At 70.0% G+C, this 21,725-nt stretch carries 19 protein-coding genes; 11 read left to right on the top strand and 8 right to left on the bottom strand.

The window, feature by feature from the left end:
* Positions 1 to 133: 133 nt before the first annotated feature.
* From SPR02S_RS10655 to SPR02S_RS10645, 3 genes are all read left to right on the top strand, one after another.
* Positions 134 to 1,483, top strand: a complete 1,350-nt coding sequence (locus SPR02S_RS10655) for a transaminase (RefSeq protein WP_019056943.1) — start codon at positions 134 to 136, stop codon at positions 1,481 to 1,483.
* Between the two features lie 23 nt (positions 1,484 to 1,506).
* Positions 1,507 to 1,947 carry an Lrp/AsnC family transcriptional regulator gene (locus SPR02S_RS10650; protein ID WP_019056942.1) on the top strand — a complete coding sequence of 147 codons (441 nt, stop codon included), beginning with the start codon at positions 1,507 to 1,509 and terminating at the stop codon, positions 1,945 to 1,947.
* Between the two features lie 136 nt (positions 1,948 to 2,083).
* Positions 2,084 to 4,333 (top strand): MMPL family transporter, encoded by a 2,250-nt coding sequence (locus SPR02S_RS10645; protein WP_019056941.1) that lies wholly within the window; start codon positions 2,084 to 2,086, stop codon positions 4,331 to 4,333.
* A gap of 22 nt (positions 4,334 to 4,355) precedes the next feature.
* Here SPR02S_RS10645 and SPR02S_RS10640 read toward each other — a convergent pair whose 3' ends face one another.
* Both SPR02S_RS10640 and SPR02S_RS10635 read right to left on the bottom strand, forming a co-directional pair.
* On the bottom strand, positions 4,356 to 5,474 hold the full coding sequence (locus SPR02S_RS10640) for a PP2C family protein-serine/threonine phosphatase (RefSeq protein ID WP_052346959.1): 1,119 nt from the start codon (positions 5,472 to 5,474) through the stop codon (positions 4,356 to 4,358).
* Positions 5,475 to 5,518: 44 nt separating this feature from the next.
* Complete coding sequence (locus SPR02S_RS10635; protein ID WP_019056939.1) at positions 5,519 to 6,730, bottom strand: glycoside hydrolase family 64 protein; 1,212 nt, start codon at positions 6,728 to 6,730, stop codon at positions 5,519 to 5,521.
* 362 nt (positions 6,731 to 7,092) lie between these two features.
* Here SPR02S_RS10635 and SPR02S_RS10630 point away from each other — a divergent pair, with 362 nt between their 5' ends.
* The 3 genes from SPR02S_RS10630 to SPR02S_RS10620 all read left to right on the top strand — a co-directional run bounded on the left by SPR02S_RS10630 (position 7,093) and on the right by SPR02S_RS10620 (position 11,126).
* A complete protein-coding gene (locus tag SPR02S_RS10630) occupies positions 7,093 to 9,510 on the top strand; it encodes a GH92 family glycosyl hydrolase (RefSeq protein WP_019056938.1) in 2,418 nt (805 codons plus the stop codon).
* A gap of 254 nt (positions 9,511 to 9,764) precedes the next feature.
* On the top strand, positions 9,765 to 10,655 hold the full coding sequence (locus SPR02S_RS10625) for a GNAT family N-acetyltransferase (protein ID WP_019056937.1): 891 nt from the start codon (positions 9,765 to 9,767) through the stop codon (positions 10,653 to 10,655).
* A 123-nt stretch (positions 10,656 to 10,778) separates the two neighbouring features.
* Positions 10,779 to 11,126 (top strand): hypothetical protein, encoded by a 348-nt coding sequence (locus SPR02S_RS10620; protein ID WP_019056936.1) that lies wholly within the window; start codon positions 10,779 to 10,781, stop codon positions 11,124 to 11,126.
* Between the two features lie 36 nt (positions 11,127 to 11,162).
* Here the strand turns inward: SPR02S_RS10620 and SPR02S_RS10615 are convergent, their stop codons facing one another.
* The 3 genes from SPR02S_RS10615 to SPR02S_RS10605 all read right to left on the bottom strand — a co-directional run bounded on the left by SPR02S_RS10615 (position 11,163) and on the right by SPR02S_RS10605 (position 13,811).
* Positions 11,163 to 12,050 (bottom strand): Gfo/Idh/MocA family protein, encoded by an 888-nt coding sequence (locus SPR02S_RS10615; protein WP_019056935.1) that lies wholly within the window; start codon positions 12,048 to 12,050, stop codon positions 11,163 to 11,165.
* 127 nt (positions 12,051 to 12,177) lie between these two features.
* Positions 12,178 to 13,110 (bottom strand): NAD(P)-dependent oxidoreductase, encoded by a 933-nt coding sequence (locus SPR02S_RS55510; protein WP_019056934.1) that lies wholly within the window; start codon positions 13,108 to 13,110, stop codon positions 12,178 to 12,180.
* A complete protein-coding gene (locus SPR02S_RS10605; protein WP_019056933.1) occupies positions 13,107 to 13,811 on the bottom strand; it encodes an SDR family NAD(P)-dependent oxidoreductase in 705 nt (234 codons plus the stop codon). Before SPR02S_RS10605 ends, SPR02S_RS55510 begins: the two co-directional genes overlap by 4 nt.
* Before the next feature lie 116 nt (positions 13,812 to 13,927).
* On the opposite strand from SPR02S_RS10605, the gene SPR02S_RS10600 reads away from it, so the two are divergent.
* Positions 13,928 to 14,827 carry a LysR family transcriptional regulator gene (locus tag SPR02S_RS10600; RefSeq protein ID WP_043258189.1) on the top strand — a complete coding sequence of 300 codons (900 nt, stop codon included), beginning with the start codon at positions 13,928 to 13,930 and terminating at the stop codon, positions 14,825 to 14,827.
* Between the two features lie 168 nt (positions 14,828 to 14,995).
* On the opposite strand, the gene SPR02S_RS10595 is transcribed toward SPR02S_RS10600, so the two are convergent.
* Together SPR02S_RS10595 and SPR02S_RS10590 are read right to left on the bottom strand one after the other, a co-directional pair.
* Positions 14,996 to 16,210 carry an SGNH/GDSL hydrolase family protein gene (locus SPR02S_RS10595; RefSeq protein ID WP_019056931.1) on the bottom strand — a complete coding sequence of 405 codons (1,215 nt, stop codon included), beginning with the start codon at positions 16,208 to 16,210 and terminating at the stop codon, positions 14,996 to 14,998.
* 4 nt (positions 16,211 to 16,214) lie between these two features.
* Complete coding sequence (locus tag SPR02S_RS10590) at positions 16,215 to 16,820, bottom strand: TetR/AcrR family transcriptional regulator (protein ID WP_019056930.1); 606 nt, start codon at positions 16,818 to 16,820, stop codon at positions 16,215 to 16,217.
* Between the two features lie 71 nt (positions 16,821 to 16,891).
* On the opposite strand from SPR02S_RS10590, the gene SPR02S_RS10585 reads away from it, so the two are divergent.
* The 4 genes from SPR02S_RS10585 to SPR02S_RS10570 all read left to right on the top strand — a co-directional run bounded on the left by SPR02S_RS10585 (position 16,892) and on the right by SPR02S_RS10570 (position 20,661).
* Complete coding sequence (locus SPR02S_RS10585) at positions 16,892 to 17,386, top strand: FBP domain-containing protein (protein ID WP_019056929.1); 495 nt, start codon at positions 16,892 to 16,894, stop codon at positions 17,384 to 17,386.
* A gap of 206 nt (positions 17,387 to 17,592) precedes the next feature.
* The gene (locus SPR02S_RS10580; protein ID WP_019056928.1) at positions 17,593 to 18,450 is read left to right on the top strand and encodes an aldo/keto reductase; all 858 of its coding nucleotides are present in this window, start codon (positions 17,593 to 17,595) and stop codon (positions 18,448 to 18,450) included.
* 123 nt (positions 18,451 to 18,573) lie between these two features.
* A complete protein-coding gene (locus SPR02S_RS10575) occupies positions 18,574 to 20,343 on the top strand; it encodes an ABC transporter ATP-binding protein (protein WP_019056927.1) in 1,770 nt (589 codons plus the stop codon).
* Positions 20,344 to 20,418: 75 nt separating this feature from the next.
* Positions 20,419 to 20,661, top strand: a complete 243-nt coding sequence (locus tag SPR02S_RS10570; protein ID WP_019056926.1) for a DUF5133 domain-containing protein — start codon at positions 20,419 to 20,421, stop codon at positions 20,659 to 20,661.
* A gap of 18 nt (positions 20,662 to 20,679) precedes the next feature.
* On the opposite strand, the gene SPR02S_RS10565 is transcribed toward SPR02S_RS10570, so the two are convergent.
* Positions 20,680 to 21,648, bottom strand: a complete 969-nt coding sequence (locus SPR02S_RS10565; RefSeq protein ID WP_043258216.1) for a GlxA family transcriptional regulator — start codon at positions 21,646 to 21,648, stop codon at positions 20,680 to 20,682.
* Positions 21,649 to 21,725 lie beyond the last annotated feature (77 nt).

Raw genomic sequence — 21,725 nt, 5'->3', positions numbered from 1 at the left:
GGACTCGCGGCCGGGTAGGAGGTGAGCGTGAATCGATCGTCGCGGCAATCGATTCCGCAGCCATACCTTGCTTGTTCGCCCCTTTCGGTCATATGGTCCGGACATTCCGTCGCCGACGCCACCGAGGTACCCCATGGACCGCACCCGCCTGCAGGACCTCCTCGCCCGCGAGAGCGTCGACGCCGAGCGGCTCAACCCGCGCTCGAAGGCCGCCTACGCGCGCGCCGAGCATCTCTTCGGGCGAGTGCCGATGACCTGGATGAACAAGACCGCCGGAGCCTTCCCCCGCTACCTCGACACCGCCCGGGGCGCCCGCGTCACCGACATCGACGGCCACGAGTACATCGACTTCAGCCTCGGCGACACCGGCGCGATGGCCGGGCACTCGCCCGCCGTCGTCGCGGAGGCGGTGCAACGGCGGTTCGCAGAACAGGGTGGCGCTACGGCCATGCTGCCCACGGAGGACGCCGAGTGGGTCGGCGCCGAGCTCACCCGCCGCTTCGGACTCGCCCGCTGGAGCTTCGCGCTGACAGCGACCGACGCCAACCGCTGGGCGATCCGGCTCGCCCGTGCCGTCACCGACCGCCCCAAGATCCTGGTGAACAGCTACAGCTACCACGGCAGCGTCGACGAGTCGCTCATCGTCGTCGGACCGGACGGCCACGGCACCGCCCGCCCCGGCAACGTCGGCGCCCCCTGTGACGTCACGCTCACCAGCCGCGTCGCCGAGTTCAACGATCTCGCCCAGCTGGAACGGGAGTTGGCGCACGGAGACGTCGCCGCCGTCCTCATGGAACCCGCGCTCACCAACATCGGCATCGTGCTGCCCGAGCCCGGCTATCTGGCCGCCGTACGCGAACTGACCAGGAAATACGGCACGTTGCTCATCAACGACGAGACGCACACGTTCTCCGCGGGACCGGGTGGCTGCACCGCCGCCTGGGATCTCGAACCCGACCTGCTCACCATCGGCAAGGCGATCGGCGGCGGCATCCCGGCCGGTGCCTACGGTCTCTCCGCCGAACTCGCCGACCGGTTGCTCGGCCGCGCCGACCTCGACCTGGTCGACATGGGCGGCGTCGGCGGCACCCTCGCGGGCAACGCTTTGTCCGTCGCCGCGATGCGCGCCACGCTCGAACACGTCCTGACCGACGAGGCGTTCGCCCACATGGCGAAGGTCTCCGAACGCTTCGCGGCCGGCGTGCAGCAGGGCATCGACGCCCATGCGCTGCCCTGGACGGTGAGCCGTCTCGGCGCCCGCAGTGAATACCGCTTCGCTTCCCCGGCCCCGCGCACCGGCACCGAGTCCGAAGCGGCCGGTGACCCGGAGTTGGAAGACTTCCTCCACCTCTACCTCGCCAACCGGGGCATCCTGCTCACCCCGTTCCACAGCATGGCGCTGATGTGCCCCGACACGACGGAGCAGGACGTGGACACCCACACCCGGGTCTTCGCCGACGCGCTCGCCGAACTGGCCCACTGACACAGGGAGTTGGAGACAAGCACGTGGACGACATCGACCGGGCCATCCTGCGCGAGCTGCAGACCGACGGACGTATCGCGTACGCCGATCTCGGACCGAAGGTCGGACTGTCCGCCTCGGCCGCCCGGCAGCGGCTCCAACGCCTGTTGGACTCCAAGGCGGTTCAGGTCGTCGGGGTGACGGACCCGATGGCCATGGGTGGGCAGGCCATGGCGATGCTCGGCATCGAGGTGGACGGCGACCCGCGTGCCGTAGCCGACCAACTCGCCCTGCGCGACGAGGTGGTGTACTCCGTGCTCACCTCCGGCGGCTTCGACCTGTTCGCCGAGGTGGTCACCCCGGGGCCACGGGATCTGCTCGACTTCGTCAACGACGTCGTGCGGCCGATCGAAGGAGTGCGGAGCGTCCGGTCGTTCCCGTACTTCGGCATCCACACGCACCGGTTCCTCTGGGACGTGGGCTGACCCACGCGAAAGAAACCAAAGAAACCAAAGAAACCAAAGGGGCCAAAGGGGCCAAAGGAGTCCGAGATGCCGGAGTGATCCCGTAGGCGTCTAATGGGGATGTCGGAAATGTCACCCGGCGGAAAAGGCCGAGGCCATGGCGCCCACGGAATCCAACGCAGGGGACGGCCGGACGGCTGCCAAGGGGGTGCTGCGGCGGCTGGGGGAGTGGTGTGCCCGGCACTTCGTGATCGTCATCGTCGCCTGGCTCGTCGCGCTGGCCGCGCTCCAGGTCCTCAACAGGTCCTTCGGGGGCGACTATTCGGACGACTTCTCGCTGTCCGGGGTCCAGTCCCAGCACGGTTTGCAGGTCCTCAAGGAGCACGACCCGGCGGCCGGCGGCTACAGCAGCCAGATCGTCCTGCACGACAAGGACAAGCAGCTCACCTCCCTGAACTCGCAGATGTCCGAGACCGTCGGCGACCTGCAGAAACTCCCGCACGTCCTGTCGGTGCAGAACCCGCTGCCACAGCCCGGAACGCAGCCACCGACGTCCACCGGCCCGAACGTCGGCCCCCTCTCCTCCGACGCGAAGACCGCGTACATCACCATCCGCTTCGACGTTCAGCCGTCCACCCTCGGCGACGGCTACCTCCACGGCGTCGACACCTCCGTGAAGTCGCTGCGCGCGGCCGGCGCCCAGGTCGAGTACGGCGGACCGCTCGGCGAACTGGCCCGGCCCGCCGCCGACGACCGGATCAGCGAACTCATCGGGTTCGCCGTGGCGATCGTCGTCCTGCTGATCGGCTTCGGGAGCGTGGTCGCCGCCGCGATGCCTCTGGTGACCGCGCTGATCAGCGTGATCGGCGGACTCGCGTGCCTCGGACTGCTGGCGGCGGCGTTCACCTTCGCGACGGTGTCACCGACCCTCGCGACGATGATCGGTATCGGGGTCGGCATCGACTACGCCCTGTTCCTCATCACCCGGCACCGGCAGAACCTCATGAACGGCTCCGATCCGGTGAGCGCCGCCGGACAGGCCACGGCGACCAGTGGCCGTGCGGTACTCGTCTCGGGCTGCACGGTGATCATCGCGCTGGCCGGACTGTTCGTGTCCGGTGTGCCCTTCATCGGCAAACTCGGGCTCGCGGCCGCCGTGACGGTCGTGTCGGCGGTCATCGGCGCGCTCACCCTCGTACCCGCCCTGCTCGGGCTCCTCGGCAAGCGGATCGACCGCTACCGGGTGCGCCGCCCGGTCGCCGAGACCGACGCCGCGCCGGGCACCGAGCCCACGGGCACCTGGCACCGGTACGCGCAGCGCGTGGAGCACCGGCCGTGGACGTTCCTCGCGGCCGGCGTCGCGGCCGTGGTCGTCCTCGCCATCCCGGTGTTCTCGCTCCAACTCGGCCACATCGGCGACGGCGCCGACCCCACCTCGTTCACGGACCGCCGCGCCTTCGACCTGATGACCGACGCCTTCGGCCCCGGCTCCAACGGCCCGCTCACCATCGTCATCGACCAGACAGGCGTCCCGACCTCCCAGCGCTCGACCCTCTCCAGCCAGGCCCAGAAGACCCTCGACGGGGTGCAGGGTGCCGCCAAGGTAACCCCGCTGACGACCACCAAGGACGGTGACGTCCTCGTCGGCACCGTCTACTCCAAGCAGTCCCCGCAGAGCGCCGACACCACCGACCTCACCAACCGGCTCGTCCACAACACCCTCCCGGACGCGGTCTCCGGCACCTCCGCCAAGGGCTACGTCACCGGCACCACCGCAGCCCAGGTCGACTTCCGCGACATCGTGTCGAACCGGCTGCCCCTGATCATCGGCGTGGTGGTCGCGCTGGCCTTCCTGATCATCCTCGCCGTCTTCCGCGGCCTCCTCGTCGCTCTCAAGGCCGCCGTCCTCAACGTGCTCTCCATCGCCGCCTCCTACGGCGTCGTCGTCGCCGTCTTCCAGTGGGGCTGGGGCGGCCCCGCGCTGGGCGTCTCCGGCAAGGTCCCCATCGAGAGCTACGTCCCGATGATGATGTTCGCGATCATTTTCGGCCTGAGCATGGACTACGAGATCTTCCTGCTCTCCCGCGTCCACGAGGCCTGGCTGCGCACCGGCGACGCCGAGGCGTCGGTCGCCCACGCCCTGGAGATCACCGCGCGCGTCATCACCTGCGCCGCGCTGATCATGGTCAGCGTCTTCGCGGCCTTCGTCGTCAGCGACAACATCGTGGTCAAGATGCTCGGCCTCGGCCTGGCCGTCAGCGTGCTGATCGACGCCACGGTCGTACGGCTGCTGATGGTGCCCGCGGTCATGACCCTGCTGGGTCGGCACGCGTGGTGGACACCCCGATTCCTGGACCGGATCCTGCCGCACATCGACGCCGAGGGCGATCACGAACAGCAGGCGTGAGCCTCAACTCCCGTACGGCGTCTCAACTGTTGAACGGGCGTGCCCCGGTCGTCAGCACGAGCATCGTCACATCGTCCCGGATCTCCGGTGAGTGGCGCAGCAGGTCGGCCCACACCAGCTCCGTCATCAAGGGCGGTTCGTGGTCGGCGAGTTGGGTCAGTCGCTCGACGAGGGGATAGAAGGAACCGCCCGTGTTCCTCGCCTCCCACACCCCGTCGGAGGCGAGGAACAGCCGGTCCCCGGGCCGCAGTCGGACGTTCACCCCGCTCAGTGGACCGGCGTCGGACAGCCCGAGACCGAGCGGCGTCCACGCCTCGACGTCGATCTCCGTGACCCGTCCCGCGCGCAGCAGCACCGGCGACGGATGTCCGCAGGCCACGATCCGCACCGCACCCGCGTCCGCCGTGAACTCCAGCAGCAGTGCCGTGGCGAACAGCTCCGCGTGCGCCGACCGCGCCGAGTCCACCACCAGCCGCCGGTCCAGCCGCGCCGCGACCGCCTCCAGGTCCGGCAGGTCGAGCACCGCCTCCCGGAACGCCCCCAGCAGCGACGCCACCGTCGCGACGGCCGACAGCCCGTGCCCCTGCACATCACCCATGACCGCCCGCACGCCGTACGGCCCGTCCCGCACGTCGAAGAAGTCCCCGCCGACCAGCGTCCCGCGCTGCGCCGCCCGGTACAGCCCCACGCACCCCACCGGCCCCACCCGCTCCGGCAACGGCGGCACGACGGCCCGCTGCGCGGCCTCGGCGACCGTGCGCTCCAGGTCCAGCTGGGCATCACGGCGACTGCGGACGAAGGACACGAACACGCTCAGCACCGCGACGAACAGGATCGTCAGCAGATCGGTCTGGCCGGGATCGTTGAGATGGAACGCCGGCACGGTCAGCAGGGCGACCGTGGCCGCGCCGAGCAGCGCGGTCGCGAGCGGCCCGTACGACAGCCCGGCCAGCGGTGGAATGGCGCCCAGCAGAAAGCCGATGTCGAGCGAGTGCGGGCTGACCAGCGTCGCCACGCCCACACCCACCACCAGTACCCACGGCAGCAACCGCACCCACCCCGGCGCAGGCGCGCCCCGAAGCCACCCCCGCCGGGCCGGCTCCCGGACCCGGCGGAACGACGGCACGCGCACCTTTCCCACCCCACCACGCTCCTACGGAGGGACCGGCCCCGCACGCCGAGCACCTAGAACGGCGTGAGCGTCAGCCGTATCCCCGTGGGCGCCGTGTCCTGGACGTACGACGCGAAGTCCGCCACGTCGTCGAAGGCGAAGCCGTACGCCTTGCCGTCGGCGGTGGCCGCGTGGACCGCCTTCGCGTAGTGGTTCGTGAGGTCGGTGGCGTAGAAGCCCGACGCGTCGGTGGTCGGCTGGGCGGGGTTCGACAGGAGCGTCGAGCGGTTGAAACCGGCGCCGAGGACGGCCGCGACCGGGCCCGTGGTGCCGTCGTTCGGGGCGGCCAGGTTGCCGTCGCAGAACAGCACGTCCCGCGTCGACGGCTTCGCGAACGAGACCGAGGCCGGGCCGGTGAAGGCGAACTGGCCGGCGCGCACCCGCCCGGTGAAGGCACCCGCGTTGGTGGTGACGGTGAGGTCCTTGCCGGTGTAGGTGCTCCACACCTCGTCGATGTACGGCGCGAAGTAGTCCGCGGCGAACAGACCCGCGTCCAGCCCGTGCCCGGGCGCGATCACCCGCGTGTCGCTCACGATCAGCGGGGCGAACGCCTCGACCTTCCGTATCGCGTCGAAGACCGACGATCGTCCGCCGTCGCGCAGGGTGCCCGTCGTCTGGTCCTGCGCGCCGGTCAGCCGGATGCTCAGCGGCACGCTGAACATGTCGACCATCGTCGTGTTGCAGAACATCCCGGACGCGTTGTGGGTGAACTCGGCGCAGTCGTGCAGGACTTCGTAGTTGGGGTCGGAGGTCACCCAGCCGGCCGGGTACTGCAGGGCCGGGTTGCCGTTGCCGTCCGCCACGGCCTTGAACTTGAGCTTCGCGCCGAGCGACACATAGATGCGGCCCGACAGGTACGGGAGCGAAATCGTCGTCTCCGCACCGGAGTTGAGGCTGATCGCGTAGTCGGTGAAACCGTCGGCGCCGTTGTCCGAGAGCGCGATCGGCGCGATCGTCCCGTCGGGAGTGACCCGCACCTGCTTGCCGTCCACGTTTCCGACGATGTAGACGTGCACGTTCGCGTTGTCGAACGAACCGCTGTTGTTGACCAGCGTCAACGGAAGCGCACCGGCCTCAAGTGCGCTGGTCTCCATGGACTTTGTGTCCGCGAGGGCGTGCGGTGCGAGTGCCGCGAGGGCGGGAGCGGCCACCGCCGCGCCACCGAGGGCGAAGAGCAGCTTGCGCCGGCCGAGCGTGCGCTGATGGCGGGCAGTCGGGGGAGTCATGTGGGGGGACCTCCGGACGAGTCGGGCTGTTCGAAGCGAACGGTGCCGACACATTGAGAGCGCTCTCACAGCGTGTGTCGGCACCGCCGCCGGGGCCCGATGTTACGCAGGACCGCGGGCTGGGCCAACGGTTCTGCACGAAGCTGTCACCGCGCTGACCTGCGCAGACGTGGTGAGATGGGTGACTTAACCCGCACTTAAGGATCACTTAAGCGCCCGACGAAGCGTTCACCTGTGCTTCATCACCCGTATCCGGGCTCCTCTTCCCTCCCATCGCCCGACCTCCTAGCCTCACGACACCCCCTGTCTTTTTCCGTCTCCCTGTCCCTTCCTCGTCCCTTCCTCGAAAGGCGACCTGACGCATGCGTCACCAACTCCTCGGCACAGCAAGACGGTTCGGTGTCAGAGTCGCGGCCGTGGCGGTCACCTCCGCGCTCGCCGCGTCCGCCCCGCTCCCCGCCGTCGCGGCGGCCGTACCGTCCGTCCGGCCGTCCTCGCTCGTCGACCCGCTGATCGGCTCCAGCAACGGCGGCAACACCTACCCCGGCGCCACCCTCCCGTACGGCATGATCGCCTGGTCCCCGACCAGCACCACCGGCGACCAGACCAGCACGGGCGCCGCCAACGGGTACGAGTACGGCGCCACCCGCATCCGCGGTCTGAGCCTCACCCACGTCAACGGCGCGGGCTGCAACCCCGGCGCGGCGGGCGACGTACCGATCATGCCGTTCGTCGGCGACGTCACCTCGTCGCCCTCGGCCGACACCAAGGACGCCGTCTACGCGTCGAACTTCTCGCACGCCGACGAGAAGGCCACCCCCGGCCGCTACACCCTCGGCCTCGCCTCCGGCGCCACCGCCGACCTGGCCGTCAGCAAGCGCGCCGGAGTCGCCGACTTCACCTTCCCCGCCGACCGCCCGGCGAGCCTGCTCTTCCGCGTCTCCAACTCCCTCAACGGCAGCCAGGACGCACACGTCGACATCGACACCGCCCACCAGAAGGTGACCGGCTGGGTGTATACGGGCGCCTTCTGCGGGCGCCGCGCCAACGGCGGCGTCAACAACCGCAAGAGCTACTACAAGCTCTACTTCAGCGCCTCCTTCGACCGCGCCTTCTCCTCCGTCGGTACCTGGCACGACAGCACGGTGTCACCCGGCTCGACGACCGCCTCCGGAGGCGAGGGATACGCCACCGGCGCCGACCGCGCGGGACGCGGTTCCGGTGGCTGGGTCGGCTTCGACACCGCCTCTGACAACGATGTCCACATGCGGATCGGCATCTCCTACGTCAGCCTCGGGGGAGCCGAGTCCAACCTGCGCCAGGAGATCGCCCCGCACGCGCGCGTGGCCGACGTGGCGAAGGCCGGTGCCCGCGCCTGGGACCGCGAACTGAGCACCGTACGCGTCGACGGCGGCACCCCCGCACGCCGCCAGACCTTCTACACGGCGCTGTACCACGCCCTCATGCAGCCCAACCTGATCAGCGACGAGGACGGCCGCTACTGGGGCATGGACCAGGCCGTCCACCGACTCGCGCGCGGGCAGCGGGCGCAGTACAGCAACTTCTCCGGCTGGGACCAGTACCGCGCCCAGATACAGCTCCTCGCCCTCCTCAAGCCCACCGTCGCGGGCGACTTCGCCCAGTCGCTCTACAACTTCGCGAAGCAGAACGGCGGAGTCTGGGACCGCTGGGTGCACATCAGCGGGGCCACCCACGTCATGACGGGCGACCCGTCCGCCGCGACCCTGGCCACCTTCTACGCCATGGGCGTGCGTAACTTCGACTACGAGGGCGCCTTCGACTCCCTCGTCCACCAGGCCACCGTCCCCAACCCGGACGAGTTGTCGGACGCCGGCTGCCCCGGCCAGTGCGTGGGCCAACGACCCAACCTCGCCCAGTACTTGACCTCCCACTACGCCGCCCAGGACGCGTGCCACTGCTGGGGCGGCGCCGCCGAGACCCTGGAGGACGCCGTCGCCGACTCCGCCCTCGGCCAGTGGGCGAAACTGCTCGGCCGCGACGCCGAGGCGAAGACCTTCACCGCACGCGGCGCCTACTGGAGCAACGTCTTCAACCCCGCCACCGGCTTCATCCAGGCCCGCAAGCTCGACGGCTCCTGGGTGACCCCGTTCAACCCGGCGAGCGACCTCGGCTTCGCACAGGGCTCGGCAGCCGCCTACGTCTGGATGGTCCCGCAGGACGTCCAGGGGCTGGCCGAGGCGATGGGCGGACGCGAGACGGCCGCCACCCGGCTCGACGGCTTCTTCCACACCGCCGACGGCGCATGGTCGGTCCGGGGCGGCGACGCGCTGCGCTACGACCCGACCAACGAGCCCGACATCCACGCCCCCTGGCTCTACGACTCCCTCGGCCAGCCCTGGAAGACCCAGGCGACCGTCCGCCAGATCCTCGACACCGCCTACGGCACCGGCCCCAAGGGCCTGCCCGGAAACGACGACCTCGGCACCATGTCCGCCTGGTACGTCCTCTCCGCCCTCGGCATCTATCCGCGCACCCCGGGCAGCGCGGACCTGCTGCTCGGCGCCCCGCTCTTCCCGAAGGCGGTCGTGGACCGGCCGGGCCGACCGGACCTCGTCATCACCGCCCCCGACGCTGACGACACCCACCAGTACGTCGACGCCGTACGGCTCGACGGCCGTGACCTCACGCGCGCGTGGACCGGCGCGGGCCTGACGCTCAAGGGCGGCAGGCTGGACTTCCGGCTCGCCACCGAACCGAACACGAGCTGGGGGACCGACCCGGGACAACTGCCGAAGTGATGCGCATCGGGTGATGTACATCGGGTGATGCGCACCGGTCCGGCGGAGTGGCGCTCCGCCGGACCGGTCCGAAAATACGTTGGACGGGCGGGAGATCAACCTCCTAGTGTGTGCGTGCACGCCCTGAGACCAGCGGAAGGAGGCGAGTGCCATGAGGTTCACAACACCCCAGCGCTCCCTCCCCGTTGACCCGGCGTGACACGACGGACCTGACCGGGAGCGCTCCACGCAGTACCCCTCCCGGAGGAAAACCCATGACCGATCTGGTCATCCGCGCGCTCGACGAGAGCGACGCCCATCTTTTCGACACCCTTCCCGACTCCCTCGGCGCCCGAGCCGCGCACCGTCTGACGACCTGGCGGCCCGACTGGCAGCGGGTGGCACTGCGCGACGGCACGGTCGTCGCACGCGGCGCCTGGTGGGGCGGCCCGAACGACACCGAACCCCTCACCATCGACTGCTTCGACGTGATCGAGGGCGAGGCGGAGGCGGGGGCCGAACTCCTGCGCACCGCACCCTGGCGCGTCGGCGCGGAACTGAACCTCCCCGCCGGCTGGCGCGACAACCCCGAGCTCCGCGCCGCCGCCGAGACACGCTTCACCGCGCTGCGCGCGGCCGGATACGACCTCCTGGTCGAGCGTTTCATCTACCGGTGGACCCCGGAGTGCGGCCTGCCCGAACGCCCCGGACGACTCGTCTTCGCCCCCGAACCGGACGACGCCGTCTTCTTCGACGCCATCCGCCGTATCCACTCCGTCACCCTCGACGCCCACGCCCAACTGGCCATCCGGCAAGGGGGAGTTGAGAAGGCCGCACAGGAGGAGATCGACTTCTTCCGCTGGTGCCCGTCCCCGCGCGAGTGGTGGCAGGTCGCCCGCACCCCCGAGGGAGACCTCGTGGGCATCCACATCCCGGCCCACAATCCGTCGGGCCCCTGCATCGGCTTCATCGGAGTCGTACCGGAACAGCGCGGCCACGGCTATGCCCGCGACCTGCTGGCCGAGTGCACCCACTACCTCGTCGAGCGCGGCGCCGAGTTCATCGCCGCTGCCACGGACCAGGGCAACTTTCCGATGGCCGCGCACTTCGCCAAGGTCGGCTATCCGGTCATCCGGGAGCGGGCCAACTTCCATGTCGTCGAGTAGGCGCGCCGGAACGTAGGCGGACAGGACAGTCGCCCCGGCCCGCTCGCGATGCGGTCCGGGGCGACTGTCAGTGCCGGGTGCCATGCTGGCGGCAGGTCGATCTACGGCGGGATGGAGGCGGGCATGGGATTCGTCGGCGAGGTCTGGCAGGTGCGCAGGGGCGAGGAGCCGGTCGGGGAGATCCTGATCGACGACGCCGACTTCCCCTGGCTTTCGGGCAAGTTCACCGCCGGTCCGGCGTTCGGTGACGTGGAGGAGCTCTTCGCGCGCGAACTGGCTCTGACGAAGACGGACGACGACGGGCACTGGGCACGGTGGGAGGAGGCCTACGACGAGATCAGCCGGCAGGTGACGCTGACCTCGCCGGACGGGCCCGTCCCCGAGTTCCTGCTGCACATCGAGGGGGAGCGGGCCTGGTTCCGGTGGAGCGACGAGCCGTTCGGCGAGGACGACGAGCCCGGCGGCGAGTGATCAGGTGAGCGATCCGGCGACTGAGCCGGCTCCTGATCAGACAGTCTCGCTGTCCACCATCGCTTCGGCCTTGGCCAGGATCTCGGTGACCCGTTGTGCGAATACGGCGTCGCAGGGGTGCGGTCGGCCCGTGCGTACGGCCTCGCTCAGCGCGTCGGCGGCCCGCACCAGGGCGGACACCGCATTGCCCGAGCTGTCCGGAAGGCTGGTTACCCCGGCCTCGCCGCGCAGCTCGACGGTGGCTCCCGCCGCCGCGGTCGGCGCGGTGAGACTCAAGGTCAGCGTGCTGGACGCACCGCCGACGTGGTCCAGGACCAGCAGGACCGTGTCACCGGGACCCCGTACGGCGGCGGCCACCCGGCGGACGTCACCGAGGACCGGCAGCAACACGGACAGGGCATGCGGACCCACGTCCCACAGCGCGCCCTTCTCCTGCCGCCAGGGCGATGCCGCGAACGGGCTGTCGCTGGTGAACACCGAGCCGAGCCACTCGGCCCGAGCCGTGAACCAGCCCTCGGCGGCAGCCTGTTCGGTCACCCACGCCTCGGTCTCCGGCTGGAAGCGGGTGGTGAAGAACACGACCGACGCGACCCCGGCCTCCCGCACCGCGTCGACCACGGCCCGCCCCTGCTCCACGGTCGGGGCGAGGGGCTTGTCCAGCAGCAGATGCCGTCCCGCCCGCGCGGCCCGCACCGCCAACTCGGCCTGCACGGACGGCGGCAGCGCCACGGCGACGGCGTCCACGTCCGCGAGCAGGGCGTCGACATCGTCGTAGGCCGGTACGCCGTGCGCGTCGGCGAGCTCCTTGGCGGCGTCGGGGCGGCGACCCCACACGCCCGCGAAGTCCCACGCGTCGTGCCCACTGAGGGCGGGGGCGTGAGCCATCTGCGCCCAAGGGCCGGTGCCGAGCAGTCCGATGCGCATAGCGGTGCCTTTCCACGGTCGAACCTGGTGACGAGCCCCGACCCGATGCGATCGGCCGGTCGCCGGTGAGCGTGCCACATGAACAGGGCAGGTGCGCAAGCCCTTCCTGTCCCGCGGCGCATGCTCATCAATGGCTGCGGTTCGGCTCTCCCGGCTGTCGTGCCTGGGCCGTGGCGTTGTGCCGCAGGAGTTCGGCCAGGACGGAGACGCCGTCGCGGTCTTCCAGTCCTGCGGCCATGGCCTGGTCAATGAGCTTGCGGTTCGCGTCCAGTTGGGCCATGGGCGCTCCCACGGATGATGCCAGGGCGTCGATCAGGGTCAGGTCCTTGGCGAGCAGGGACAGCGTCATGTGGATGGCCGCTTCGCGTGGTCGTACGAAGTTGTCGCGGTTGTAGAGCACGAAGGGCGCTGCGGCCGCGCTCTGGGTGAATGCGTCGTAGGCGGCGGCGCGGTCGATGCCGGTGCGTTCCGCGAGAACCAGCGCTTCGGCCAGGGCTGTTGCCATGGACAGCAGCAGTGAGTTGATCGCCAGCTTCATGATGCTGCCGCTGCCCGATTCCCCGAAGTGGAGGACACGGGTGGCCAGGACGTCCATGACGGGGCGCGCCCGGTCGAGGGCTTCTTTGGGGCCGCCGACCAGGAAGGTGAGTTCGCCGCGTGTGGCGAGTTCGACGGAACCGGACACCGGGGCGTCGAGGAGAGTGGCGCCGCGTTCGAGAACCAGCGGTGCGAGGGTCCTGACCGTCTGCGGGGCGATGGTGCTGGTCTCCAGGACCGTTGCTCCGGGGCGTACCCCGGCGAGGATGCCGTCGGGCCCGTGGTAGACCTCGCCCACCGCCGTGTCGTCGGTCAGACAGACGATGACGATGTCGGCGGAGGCGGCCGCCTCGCGCGGGGTGCCGGCCACGCACGCGCCCGTCTCCGCCGCGACGTCGAGGGCGCGGGCCCGGGTCCGGTTGGTCACGGTCACGCTGTGCCCTGCCCGGCGCAGGCGTACCACCAGGGGGCGGCTGATGCGGCCGATGCCGATCACCGCCAGCGTGGGCAGGGCGTCGATCATGCGTGGCCGCCGTTGAGGTCGAGGTTCACGCCGTTCGCCGCCGGGTTCTCCAACAGGAACACGGAGCCCTCGACGATGTCCCGCATCGTGGGGACGACACCGGTCAGGATCCGTGCGCGTGCTGCCTCCACGACTCGCTCGTTGCCGGCCCAGTGCGGGCTGTCCCCGACCATGCCGGGATGGATGGCGTTGACGCGGACCGGCGCCAGCTCTTTGGCGAGTGTCGCCACCAGGCCTGTCACCCCGGCGTTCACGGCGGTGACCGTGGTGGAACCGGGGTAGGGCACGTCCTTGGCCAGACCGCCGAACAGCAGCACCGAACCGGTGGGGGAGATGCGCGAGCGCAGTGCGTGGACGACCGTGGTGTAGCCGACGATCTTGGTGATCGCCAACTCCGTGGCCCCGGCGACGTCGTAGTCGGCGATCGTGTTGTTGTCGCGCCGCATGCCGGCGAGGACGATCGAGTCGATGTGCCCGATGCCGCTCAGCGCTTCCTTGAGAATCTCGGGCTTGGAGAGATCGGCCTCAATGCCCCGCACATGATGGGAATCCACCTCGGTATTGATTTCCGCTGACACCTTCTCCGCGCGCGTGCCGTCGCGGCCGGCGATGATCACGGAGGCGCCCTGCCGGGCATAAGTCGCGGCCAGTTCGCGGCCGATACCGGATGTGCCTCCGACGATTAAAACCTGCTTGCTCATGACCAACCCTTCTTCAGGCAGCGGGAGTTGCTGTCGATGGCAGCCTGACGCAGAAGGGATATCGAGTCCAACGAAAAACATTGACAGCTGTTATCGAAGAAATCGATAATTGGCGGATGGAATTACGGCAGTTGCGCTATTTCATCACCGTGGCCGAAGAACTCAGCTTCACCCGCGCCGCGGCCCGCCTTTTCGCAGCTCAGTCGACCGTGTCGGCAGCCGTCCGCGCCCTGGAGGAGGAGCTCCAGGTCTCGCTCTTCGACCGGTCGACCAGGACGGTGGCCCTGTCCTCGGCGGGCGAGGTGTTTCTGCCGGAAGCCAAGTCGGTCGTCGGGGCCGCGGAGCGCGCGAGGGAAGTGGTCGGCGAGGCGTCGAGAACCCTGCGGGGCAGCCTGCGCGTCGGCACGATGACCCGCATCACGGCCCTCGACCTGCCACGCCTGGTGGGGGCCTTCCGCCAACGCCACCCGCTGGTGGACATACGGATCCAGGTCTCCGGATCCGGAGCGGGCGGAATCGCCGAGGACGTGCGACGCGGCCGCCTCGACGTCGGCGTCGTGGCGCTGCCCGCCGCCGAGGCGCACGACCTCGACCTGCGGCAGTTCGCGACGATCCCGTACGTGGTGATCCTGCCGACCGAGCATCCGCTGGCGCAGCGGGAACGCATCGCGCTCAAGGACCTCGCCCGCGAGAACTTCGTCTCGGGGGCAAGCGGCTTCGGGTCGCGTGCCGCCATGGACCGGGCCTTCGGCGAACTCGGCATCACGCGCCGCGTGTCCGTCGAGATCACGGACATCGCCTCGGCCGCGTCGTATGTGCGAGCCATCGGTGGTGCCGCGGTCGTACCCCGTTATGAGCCGGTGGGTGCGGCCGGGGTGGTCGTCAAGCCGGTGTCCGGTCCCGTGCCTTCGCTCGCCCTGTCGTTCGCGGTCCGCGCGGGCCGCGAACCGAGCCCCGCCGTCGCCGCCTTGCTGAAGCTCAGCCCCAACTACACACGCGACGACGGGACGTTCTGAACAGGCTCGACCGCTTGTTCACCGGTGCGGAAAGAGACCTTCTTCGACCGGCTCGGCAGACCGCCTCCAAGTCGGGCTCGGGACCGCCCAGTTGGGCTAGGGGCCGCCCAGTTGGCTACGGCGCAACCGTGATCCTGCTCAGCCGGTCCGAGCCGGTGTGCGAAAGCCTCAGTCGGTCCCGGTCCCGGTCCCGGTCCCTGTCCCGGTCCCGGTCGCGGTCGCGAAAGGGCCGCCCTTTCCGAACACGAGCCGCCCGAAGTTCTCGGCGATGCGCCGGTGTCCAGCCGGATCGGGATGGACCGCGTCGGGGAGCGGGAGTTCGGCGTGGTCCTTCTCGCCGTAGAGGGAACGGCCGTCGAGGTAGTACAGGTTCGGGTCGTCGGCCGCCCGTTGTTCCACGACGCGGGCGAGTGCCTCGCGGATGACGGTGAGGGTCAGGCGTCCGAGGGGGCGCTCGTCCGGGTCGCCGGTGGCCTTGAACAGCAGGGTTCCGCCGTCGAGGTCGGGCATGAGAGGGCCGGGCGTGTCCTCCTGCACCGGACAGAGGATGGCGGACACGACCAGCAACGGCGTCGTCGGATGGCCCTCGCGAAGGGTGTCGAGGAAGCCGTGGACCGCCGGGACGAAGGCGCGCAGGCGCATCGCGTCGGCGTTGACGATGTTGATACCGATCTTCACGCTGATCAGGTCCGCCGGGGTGTCCCGCATCGCACGGGCGGTGAACGGGTCGAGCAGCGCGCTGCCGCTGAACCCCAGGTTGACGAGCTCCACTTGGCCATGTGCCGCTGCGAGCGCCGGCCAAATGGCCGTCGGATGCGTGGCGTTCGAGCCGTGGCTGATGGAACTGCCGTGGTGCAGCCACACCTTGCGCCCGTTGTCCGGCGCCTTCTCGACCCGGGCGTCGGTGCGCAGGGCGATCAGCTCCGTGATCTCCGTGTGCGGGAGCCAGATCTCGATGTCCTTGTCACCCGCGGGCAGGTCGGCGAACCGGGCGGTGCCGGGCCGACCCTCCGTCAATTCGGCGGACTGGGTGACCATGTCGGTGATGGTGCGCACGTTGCCGCCGGGCACCGTTGCCTGGGCGGTGAGTCGGCCGTCGACCAGCAGGTCGTAGACGCCGTCCGCCGGGGCCGGGAATCCCTGGTAGACGCGCTTGGTGGGCAGCGTGTCCAGCTCGATGGTGGTGGCCCGGGTGCGGAAGACCAGCCGTACACCGGAGGGTTGTGCCTCGGCCACGGCGAGTTGGTCGTCGGGGAACTGCCGGCGCGCACGGGCGGGCAGCCGGTGCGGCAGCAGACCGTGCGCGGTCGTCTCCACGTCGAGGAAGCCGCGCAGCAGGTCGGTGGTGACGGGGGTGGTGATCGTGTCGTGCTCGGTGGTCATCGCCTCAGCCTGTCGATCGGGGTTTCCGGGACGGTCGGTTGTGGGGCGCGGCCCGGTTCCGCAGCAGCGCGTCGAGCGAATCCACGATCCAGGTCCAGGACTCCCGCGCGTCGGGCGCGCTGTGGTCGAAGCTTCCGGCCAGCTCCAGGCTGACGTAGCCGTGGAAGACGCCGCCCAGCATCCGGACCGCGTGCGTCTGGTCCGGTTCCGGCAGGTCGTAGCCGCGCAGGATCGCCCGTGTCATCTGCGAGTGCCGCACCGCGGCGCTGGCGGCCGCCGTCTCGGGATCGAGTCGGAGCCGTGCCGCCGCGTACCGGCCGGGGTGCTCCCGGGCGTAGCCGCGGTAGGCCTCCGCGAAGGCGGCCAGGGCGTCCTTGCCGGCCCGCCCGGCGACTGCGTCGGAGGCCCGGTCGGCGAGTTCCTCCAAGGCGAACAGGGCGATCCTGGTCTTCAGTTCCTGGGAGTTCTTCAGGTGCGAGTACAGGCTCGCGACCTTGACGTCGAAGCGCCGGGCGAGTGCCGAGACGGTCACCTGCTCGAAGCCGACCTCGTCGGCCAGCTCCGCCCCCGCCAGGGTCAGCCGCTCCGGCGTCAGTCCTGCTCTGGCCATAACCATCCTCCCATTCGACGATATCTATTATGTATTTGCCTAAAGATTTTAGGCAAACTAGCGTGCCGCTCATGAGACCACTGACCGAGCGGGAGATCCGCGCCGCCTTCGTGAACTGCACCAAGGGCGAGGCCAAGCGCCTGTCCATCCCCCGGGATCTGGCCGAACGGCCGTGGGACGACCTGGACTTCCTCGGGTGGCGGGACCCCCAGGCCCCCGGCCGGGCGTACCTCGCGATCGAGCTGGACGGTCGCCCGACGGCGATCGCCCTGCGCTGCCCCGGTGCCGCCTCCTGGCAGACGCGGCGCAGTATGTGCTCGATGTGCATGACCACCCATACCGGAGGCGTCTCGCTGATGACCGCCGCGAGGGCGGGCAAGGCCGGGCAGCAGGGCAACTCCGTGGGCGCCTACATATGCAGTGACCTCGCCTGCCCGCTGTACGTGCGAGGCAAGAAGGACGCGGGCGTCGGCGCGCGGATGCCCGAGTCGCTCACCCTGGAGGAGAAGATCCAGCGGACCGTCACCAACGTCACGGTGTTCGTCGCCAAGGTCGCCGCTCGTTGAGCGGTCCCGATTGAGCAGTCCCGCTGCTGGATGCGTTCGCTTTCTTCTATTGGACCTGCGGACCCGGGCCGGAGAAGCTGGACGATGCGTCCCGCCCGTCGTGACCCCGGTCCGAGATCCGGCCCCGGCTCCGGCGGTGTCGGACGGCACGGTCCCGCGCGACAGCCGGAAGACCGCACCGGAAGACCGGAAGAGGAGCACGAGCAATGGACACCCGCCGTATCGGTGACGTCGAGGTCAGTGCGATCGGCCTGGGCGGTATGCCCATGTCGATCGAAGGACGGCCGGACGAGGCACGCTCCCTCGCGACCATCCATGCCGCCCTCGACGCGGGCGTGACGCTGATCGACACCGCGGACGCCTATCACCTGCACGCCGACGAGGTCGGGCACAACGAGACCCTGATCGCCAAGGCCCTCGCCTCCCACGACCGCGGCGCGGACGTCCTCGTCGCGACCAAGGGCGGCCATCTCCGCCCCGGGGACGGCAGTTGGACCCTGAACGGCAGCCCCGCCTACCTGAAGGAGGCCTGTGAGGCGTCCCTGCGCCGGCTCGGCGTGGAGGCCATCGGGCTGTACCAGTTCCACCGCCCCGACCCGAGCGTCCCGTACGCGGACTCGGTCGGCGCCGTACGGGAGTTGCTCGACGAGGGCAAGATCCGCCTGGCCGGCATCTCGAACGCGGACCCGGAGCAGATCCGGCTGGCGAACGAGATCCTCGACGGCCGACTGGTCTCCGTGCAGAACCAGTTCTCCCCTGCGTTCCGCTCCAGCGAGCCGGAGCTGGAGCTCTGCGACGAACTCGGCATCGCGTTCCTGCCCTGGAGCCCCCTCGGCGGCATCGCCCGCGCCGGTGAACTCGGCTCCGCCTACGCGCCGTTCGCCCGCATCGCCGAGAAGCACGGCGTCAGCCCGCAGCGCGTCTGCCTGGCCTGGATGCTCGCCAAGTCCCCGGTCGTCGTACCGATCCCGGGCGCCAGCCGCCCCGAGACGATCCGCGACTCGGCCGCCGCACCCGAACTCGCCCTCTCCACCGAGGAGATCGCGGAGCTGGACGCCGTTTGAGAAGACCCTGATGTCTGAGGTGTAGGAGTGGCGGGCAAGGGCAGAAAGCGCTTGCCCGCCAACTGGCCACAGGGGGCCGGCCGGTCACAGGGGCAAGCCGGCACAGGGGGAGGACCACCACCGATGGCGTCGTCCACGGAGAAACCGCTCGACCACCACTACCGCGACGAACACCCGATCCGCACCCTCGCCTACCTCTTCCGCGCCGACCGCAGACGACTGGCCCTGGCCGTCGCCGTGTTCACGGTCAAGCACAGCCCCATCTGGCTGCTCCCCCTGATCACCGCGTCGATCATCGACACGGTCGTCCAGCATCAGCCGGTCAGCGGAATCTGGATCAGCACCGGCATCATCCTGTTCATCCTGCTGATCAACTACCCCCTGCACGTGCTCTACGTCCGCCTCCTCTACGGCAGCGTCCGCCGCATGGGCACCGACCTGCGCTCGGCCCTGTGCACCCGCATGCAGCAGCTCTCCATCGGCTACCACTCCCGGGTCAGCGCCGGCGTGCTCCAGGCCAAGGTCGTGCGGGACGTGGAGACGGTCGAGCAGATGGTCCAGCAGACCGCGGAGACCGGGCTCGGCGCGATCACCGTGCTCACCGGCGGACTGGTCATCATCGGCATCCGCACACCGGAGTTCGTGCCCGTCTTCATCGTCGTCGTACCGGTCGCCGCGCTGCTCGTCTCCCGGCTCAAGGCACGCCTCCGCACCCACAACGAGCAGTTCCGCCACGAGGTCGAGACCCTCTCCTCGCGCGTGACGGAGATGACCCGCCTCATCCCGGTCACCCGCGCCCACGGCCTGGAGGGCAAGGCCCTGCGCCGCATGGACGGCACCCTGCGCCGCCTGCTCACCTCCGGGAACCGTCTCGACCTCCTCAACGGCCGCTTCGGCTCGCTCGCCTGGGTCGTCCTGAACGTCGTCGGCGTCCTGGTCCTCGCCGGCGCGGCCCTGGTGTCGTACTACGGCGCCTGGGGAGTCACCGCCGGCGACGTCGTGATGCTGAGCGCCTTCCTGACCACCCTCACCAACTCCACCACGACCCTCACGACCCTGGCCCCGGTCATCACCAAGGGCCTGGAATCGGTCCGCTCGGTCGGCGAGGTGCTCCAGGCACCCGAATTGGAGGACAACGAGGGCAAGACGGAGGTCGCAGAGGTGCGCGGAGCCGTCGCCTTCCGACACGTCGGCCACACCTACGACGAACAACTCCGGCCCGCCGTCCACGACGTCACCCTCACCGTCGCACCGGGCGAGACCGTCGCCCTCGTCGGCGCGTCCGGCGCCGGCAAGTCCACCGTCCTCAACCTCGTCATCGGCTTCATCCGCCCCACCACCGGCCAACTGCTGCTCGACGGCACCGACATGAACACCCTCGACCTGCGTACGTACCGACGTTTCGTCTCGGTCGTCCCGCAGGAGTCGATCCTCTTCGACGGCACGATCCGCGACAACGTGGCCTACGGCATGGACGACGCCGACGAGGAGGCGGTGCGCGCGGCGCTGCGCGACGCCAACGCCCTCGAGTTCGTGGAGAAGTTGCCGCAGGGCCTGGAGACGCGGGTCGGTGAGCGCGGGGCCCGGCTCTCCGGCGGTCAGCGTCAACGCCTCGCGATCGCACGGGCGTTGATCCGCGACCCCAAGGTGCTCGTCCTGGACGAGGCGACCTCGGCGCTGGACACCCGCTCGGAGGCGCTCGTCCAGCAGGCCCTCGCCCGGTTGCTGCGCGGCCGTACGACCTTCGTCGTCGCCCACCGGCTGTCCACCGTCCGGGGCGCCGACCGGATCGTGGTGATGGGCGACGGGGAGATCCTGGAGGTCGGCACGCACGACGAACTCCTGCGCCGGGGCGGGGCGTACACGGCGTTGCACAGCGGGCAGGTCGCCTGACCGGATCTCGTGGGCCGGTTGGTTGGATCGGCGCAGGCTGGGCACACGGAGCGAAAAGCGAGAGAGGGGCGTTTCGTGCTGGTGCCGGACCCGAAGGCCGTCAGAAAACTGCTCACCCGGTACGCGGTGCTGCGCATCTCCCAGGCGGAGCGCCACCGACCGCAGGCGGCCGACGAGTTGAACGACGTCGTGTACACCCTCTGCGTGATGATGGGCACGACCGGGATCCAGCAAGCGATCGTCAAGGCGGACGCCCTGCTGGCGGCGGCGCGCAGCACCCCGGGCCGTGTGGTCGCGGACGGCCGCGCCGCGGCGTAGAACCGTCAGTAGATCTGTTCAGGAGAACGCCACTTCGGCGACCCTCCTGCCGTGGAACGCCGAGCGGTACGCCTGCGGGCTGGTGCCGACCACCCGGCGGAAGCGCTCGCGGAACGCGGTGGGGGAGCCGAACCCGGCCTGCTGGGCGATGCGTTCGATGGTGTGGTCGCTGTTCTCCAGCAGGTACTGGGCGCGGCGTACGCGGGCCCGCAGCAGCCACTGAAGCGGTGTGCTGCCCGTCTGTTCGCGGAAACGACGGCTGAACGTCCGCTCGCTCATGCCCGATCGCGTCGCCAGCGCGCCCAGGGTGACCTCGTGGGAGAGGTTGTCCTCGATCCACTGGAGCAGCGGTTCGAGGGTCGAGCCCTGTGGGACGGGTGGGTGCCGGTGGACGATGAACTGGGCCTGCCCGCCCTCCCGTTCGAGCGGCATGACCGACAGCCGGGCCGCGTCCGCGGCGACCGCCGAGCCGAAGTCCCGCCGGATCAGGTGCAGACACAGGTCGAGACCGGCGGCGGCCCCGGCCGAGGTGAGGATCTGCCCGTTGTCGACGTACAGCACGTCCGGCTCCACCTCGACCAACGGATAGGTACGGGCCAGCAGTTCGGCGGCCACCCAGTGCGTGGTGGCGCGCAGGCCGTCCAGCAGCCCGGCCTCGGCCAGCACGAACGCGCCCACGCAGATGGACACGATCCGGGTGCCCGCCGCTGCCGCCTCGCGCAGTGCCGTCAGCACCCGGGCGGAGGGCGGCGCGGCCTGCTCCGAGCGGCCCGGGACGATGACGGTATCGGCGTCCGCCAGCGCTTCGAGCCCGTGGTCGACCCGCAGGGTGAACCCGTCCGTCCGCACGTCCGGCGTCTCGCCGCACACCCGCACCCGGTAGGCGTTCCGCCCGTCCGGCAGTCGGGTACGGCCGAACACCTCCATCGGTGTCGCCATGTCGAACGGCACCACATGATCGAGAGCGAGGATCGCGACAGTGTGCATGAACACCACGATAGGCGGATTCTCGCCAACCATGTGACATGGCCTTCTGCCACGTAGGTGCTGCCCCAGGGGTTGGC

It is taken from the genome of Streptomyces prunicolor NBRC 13075 (assembly GCF_000367365.1).
Taxonomy (GTDB): domain Bacteria; phylum Actinomycetota; class Actinomycetes; order Streptomycetales; family Streptomycetaceae; genus Streptomyces; species Streptomyces prunicolor.
The sequence above is the reverse complement of the archived record's forward strand: the minus strand, read 5'-3'. Positions and strand labels throughout refer to the sequence as shown.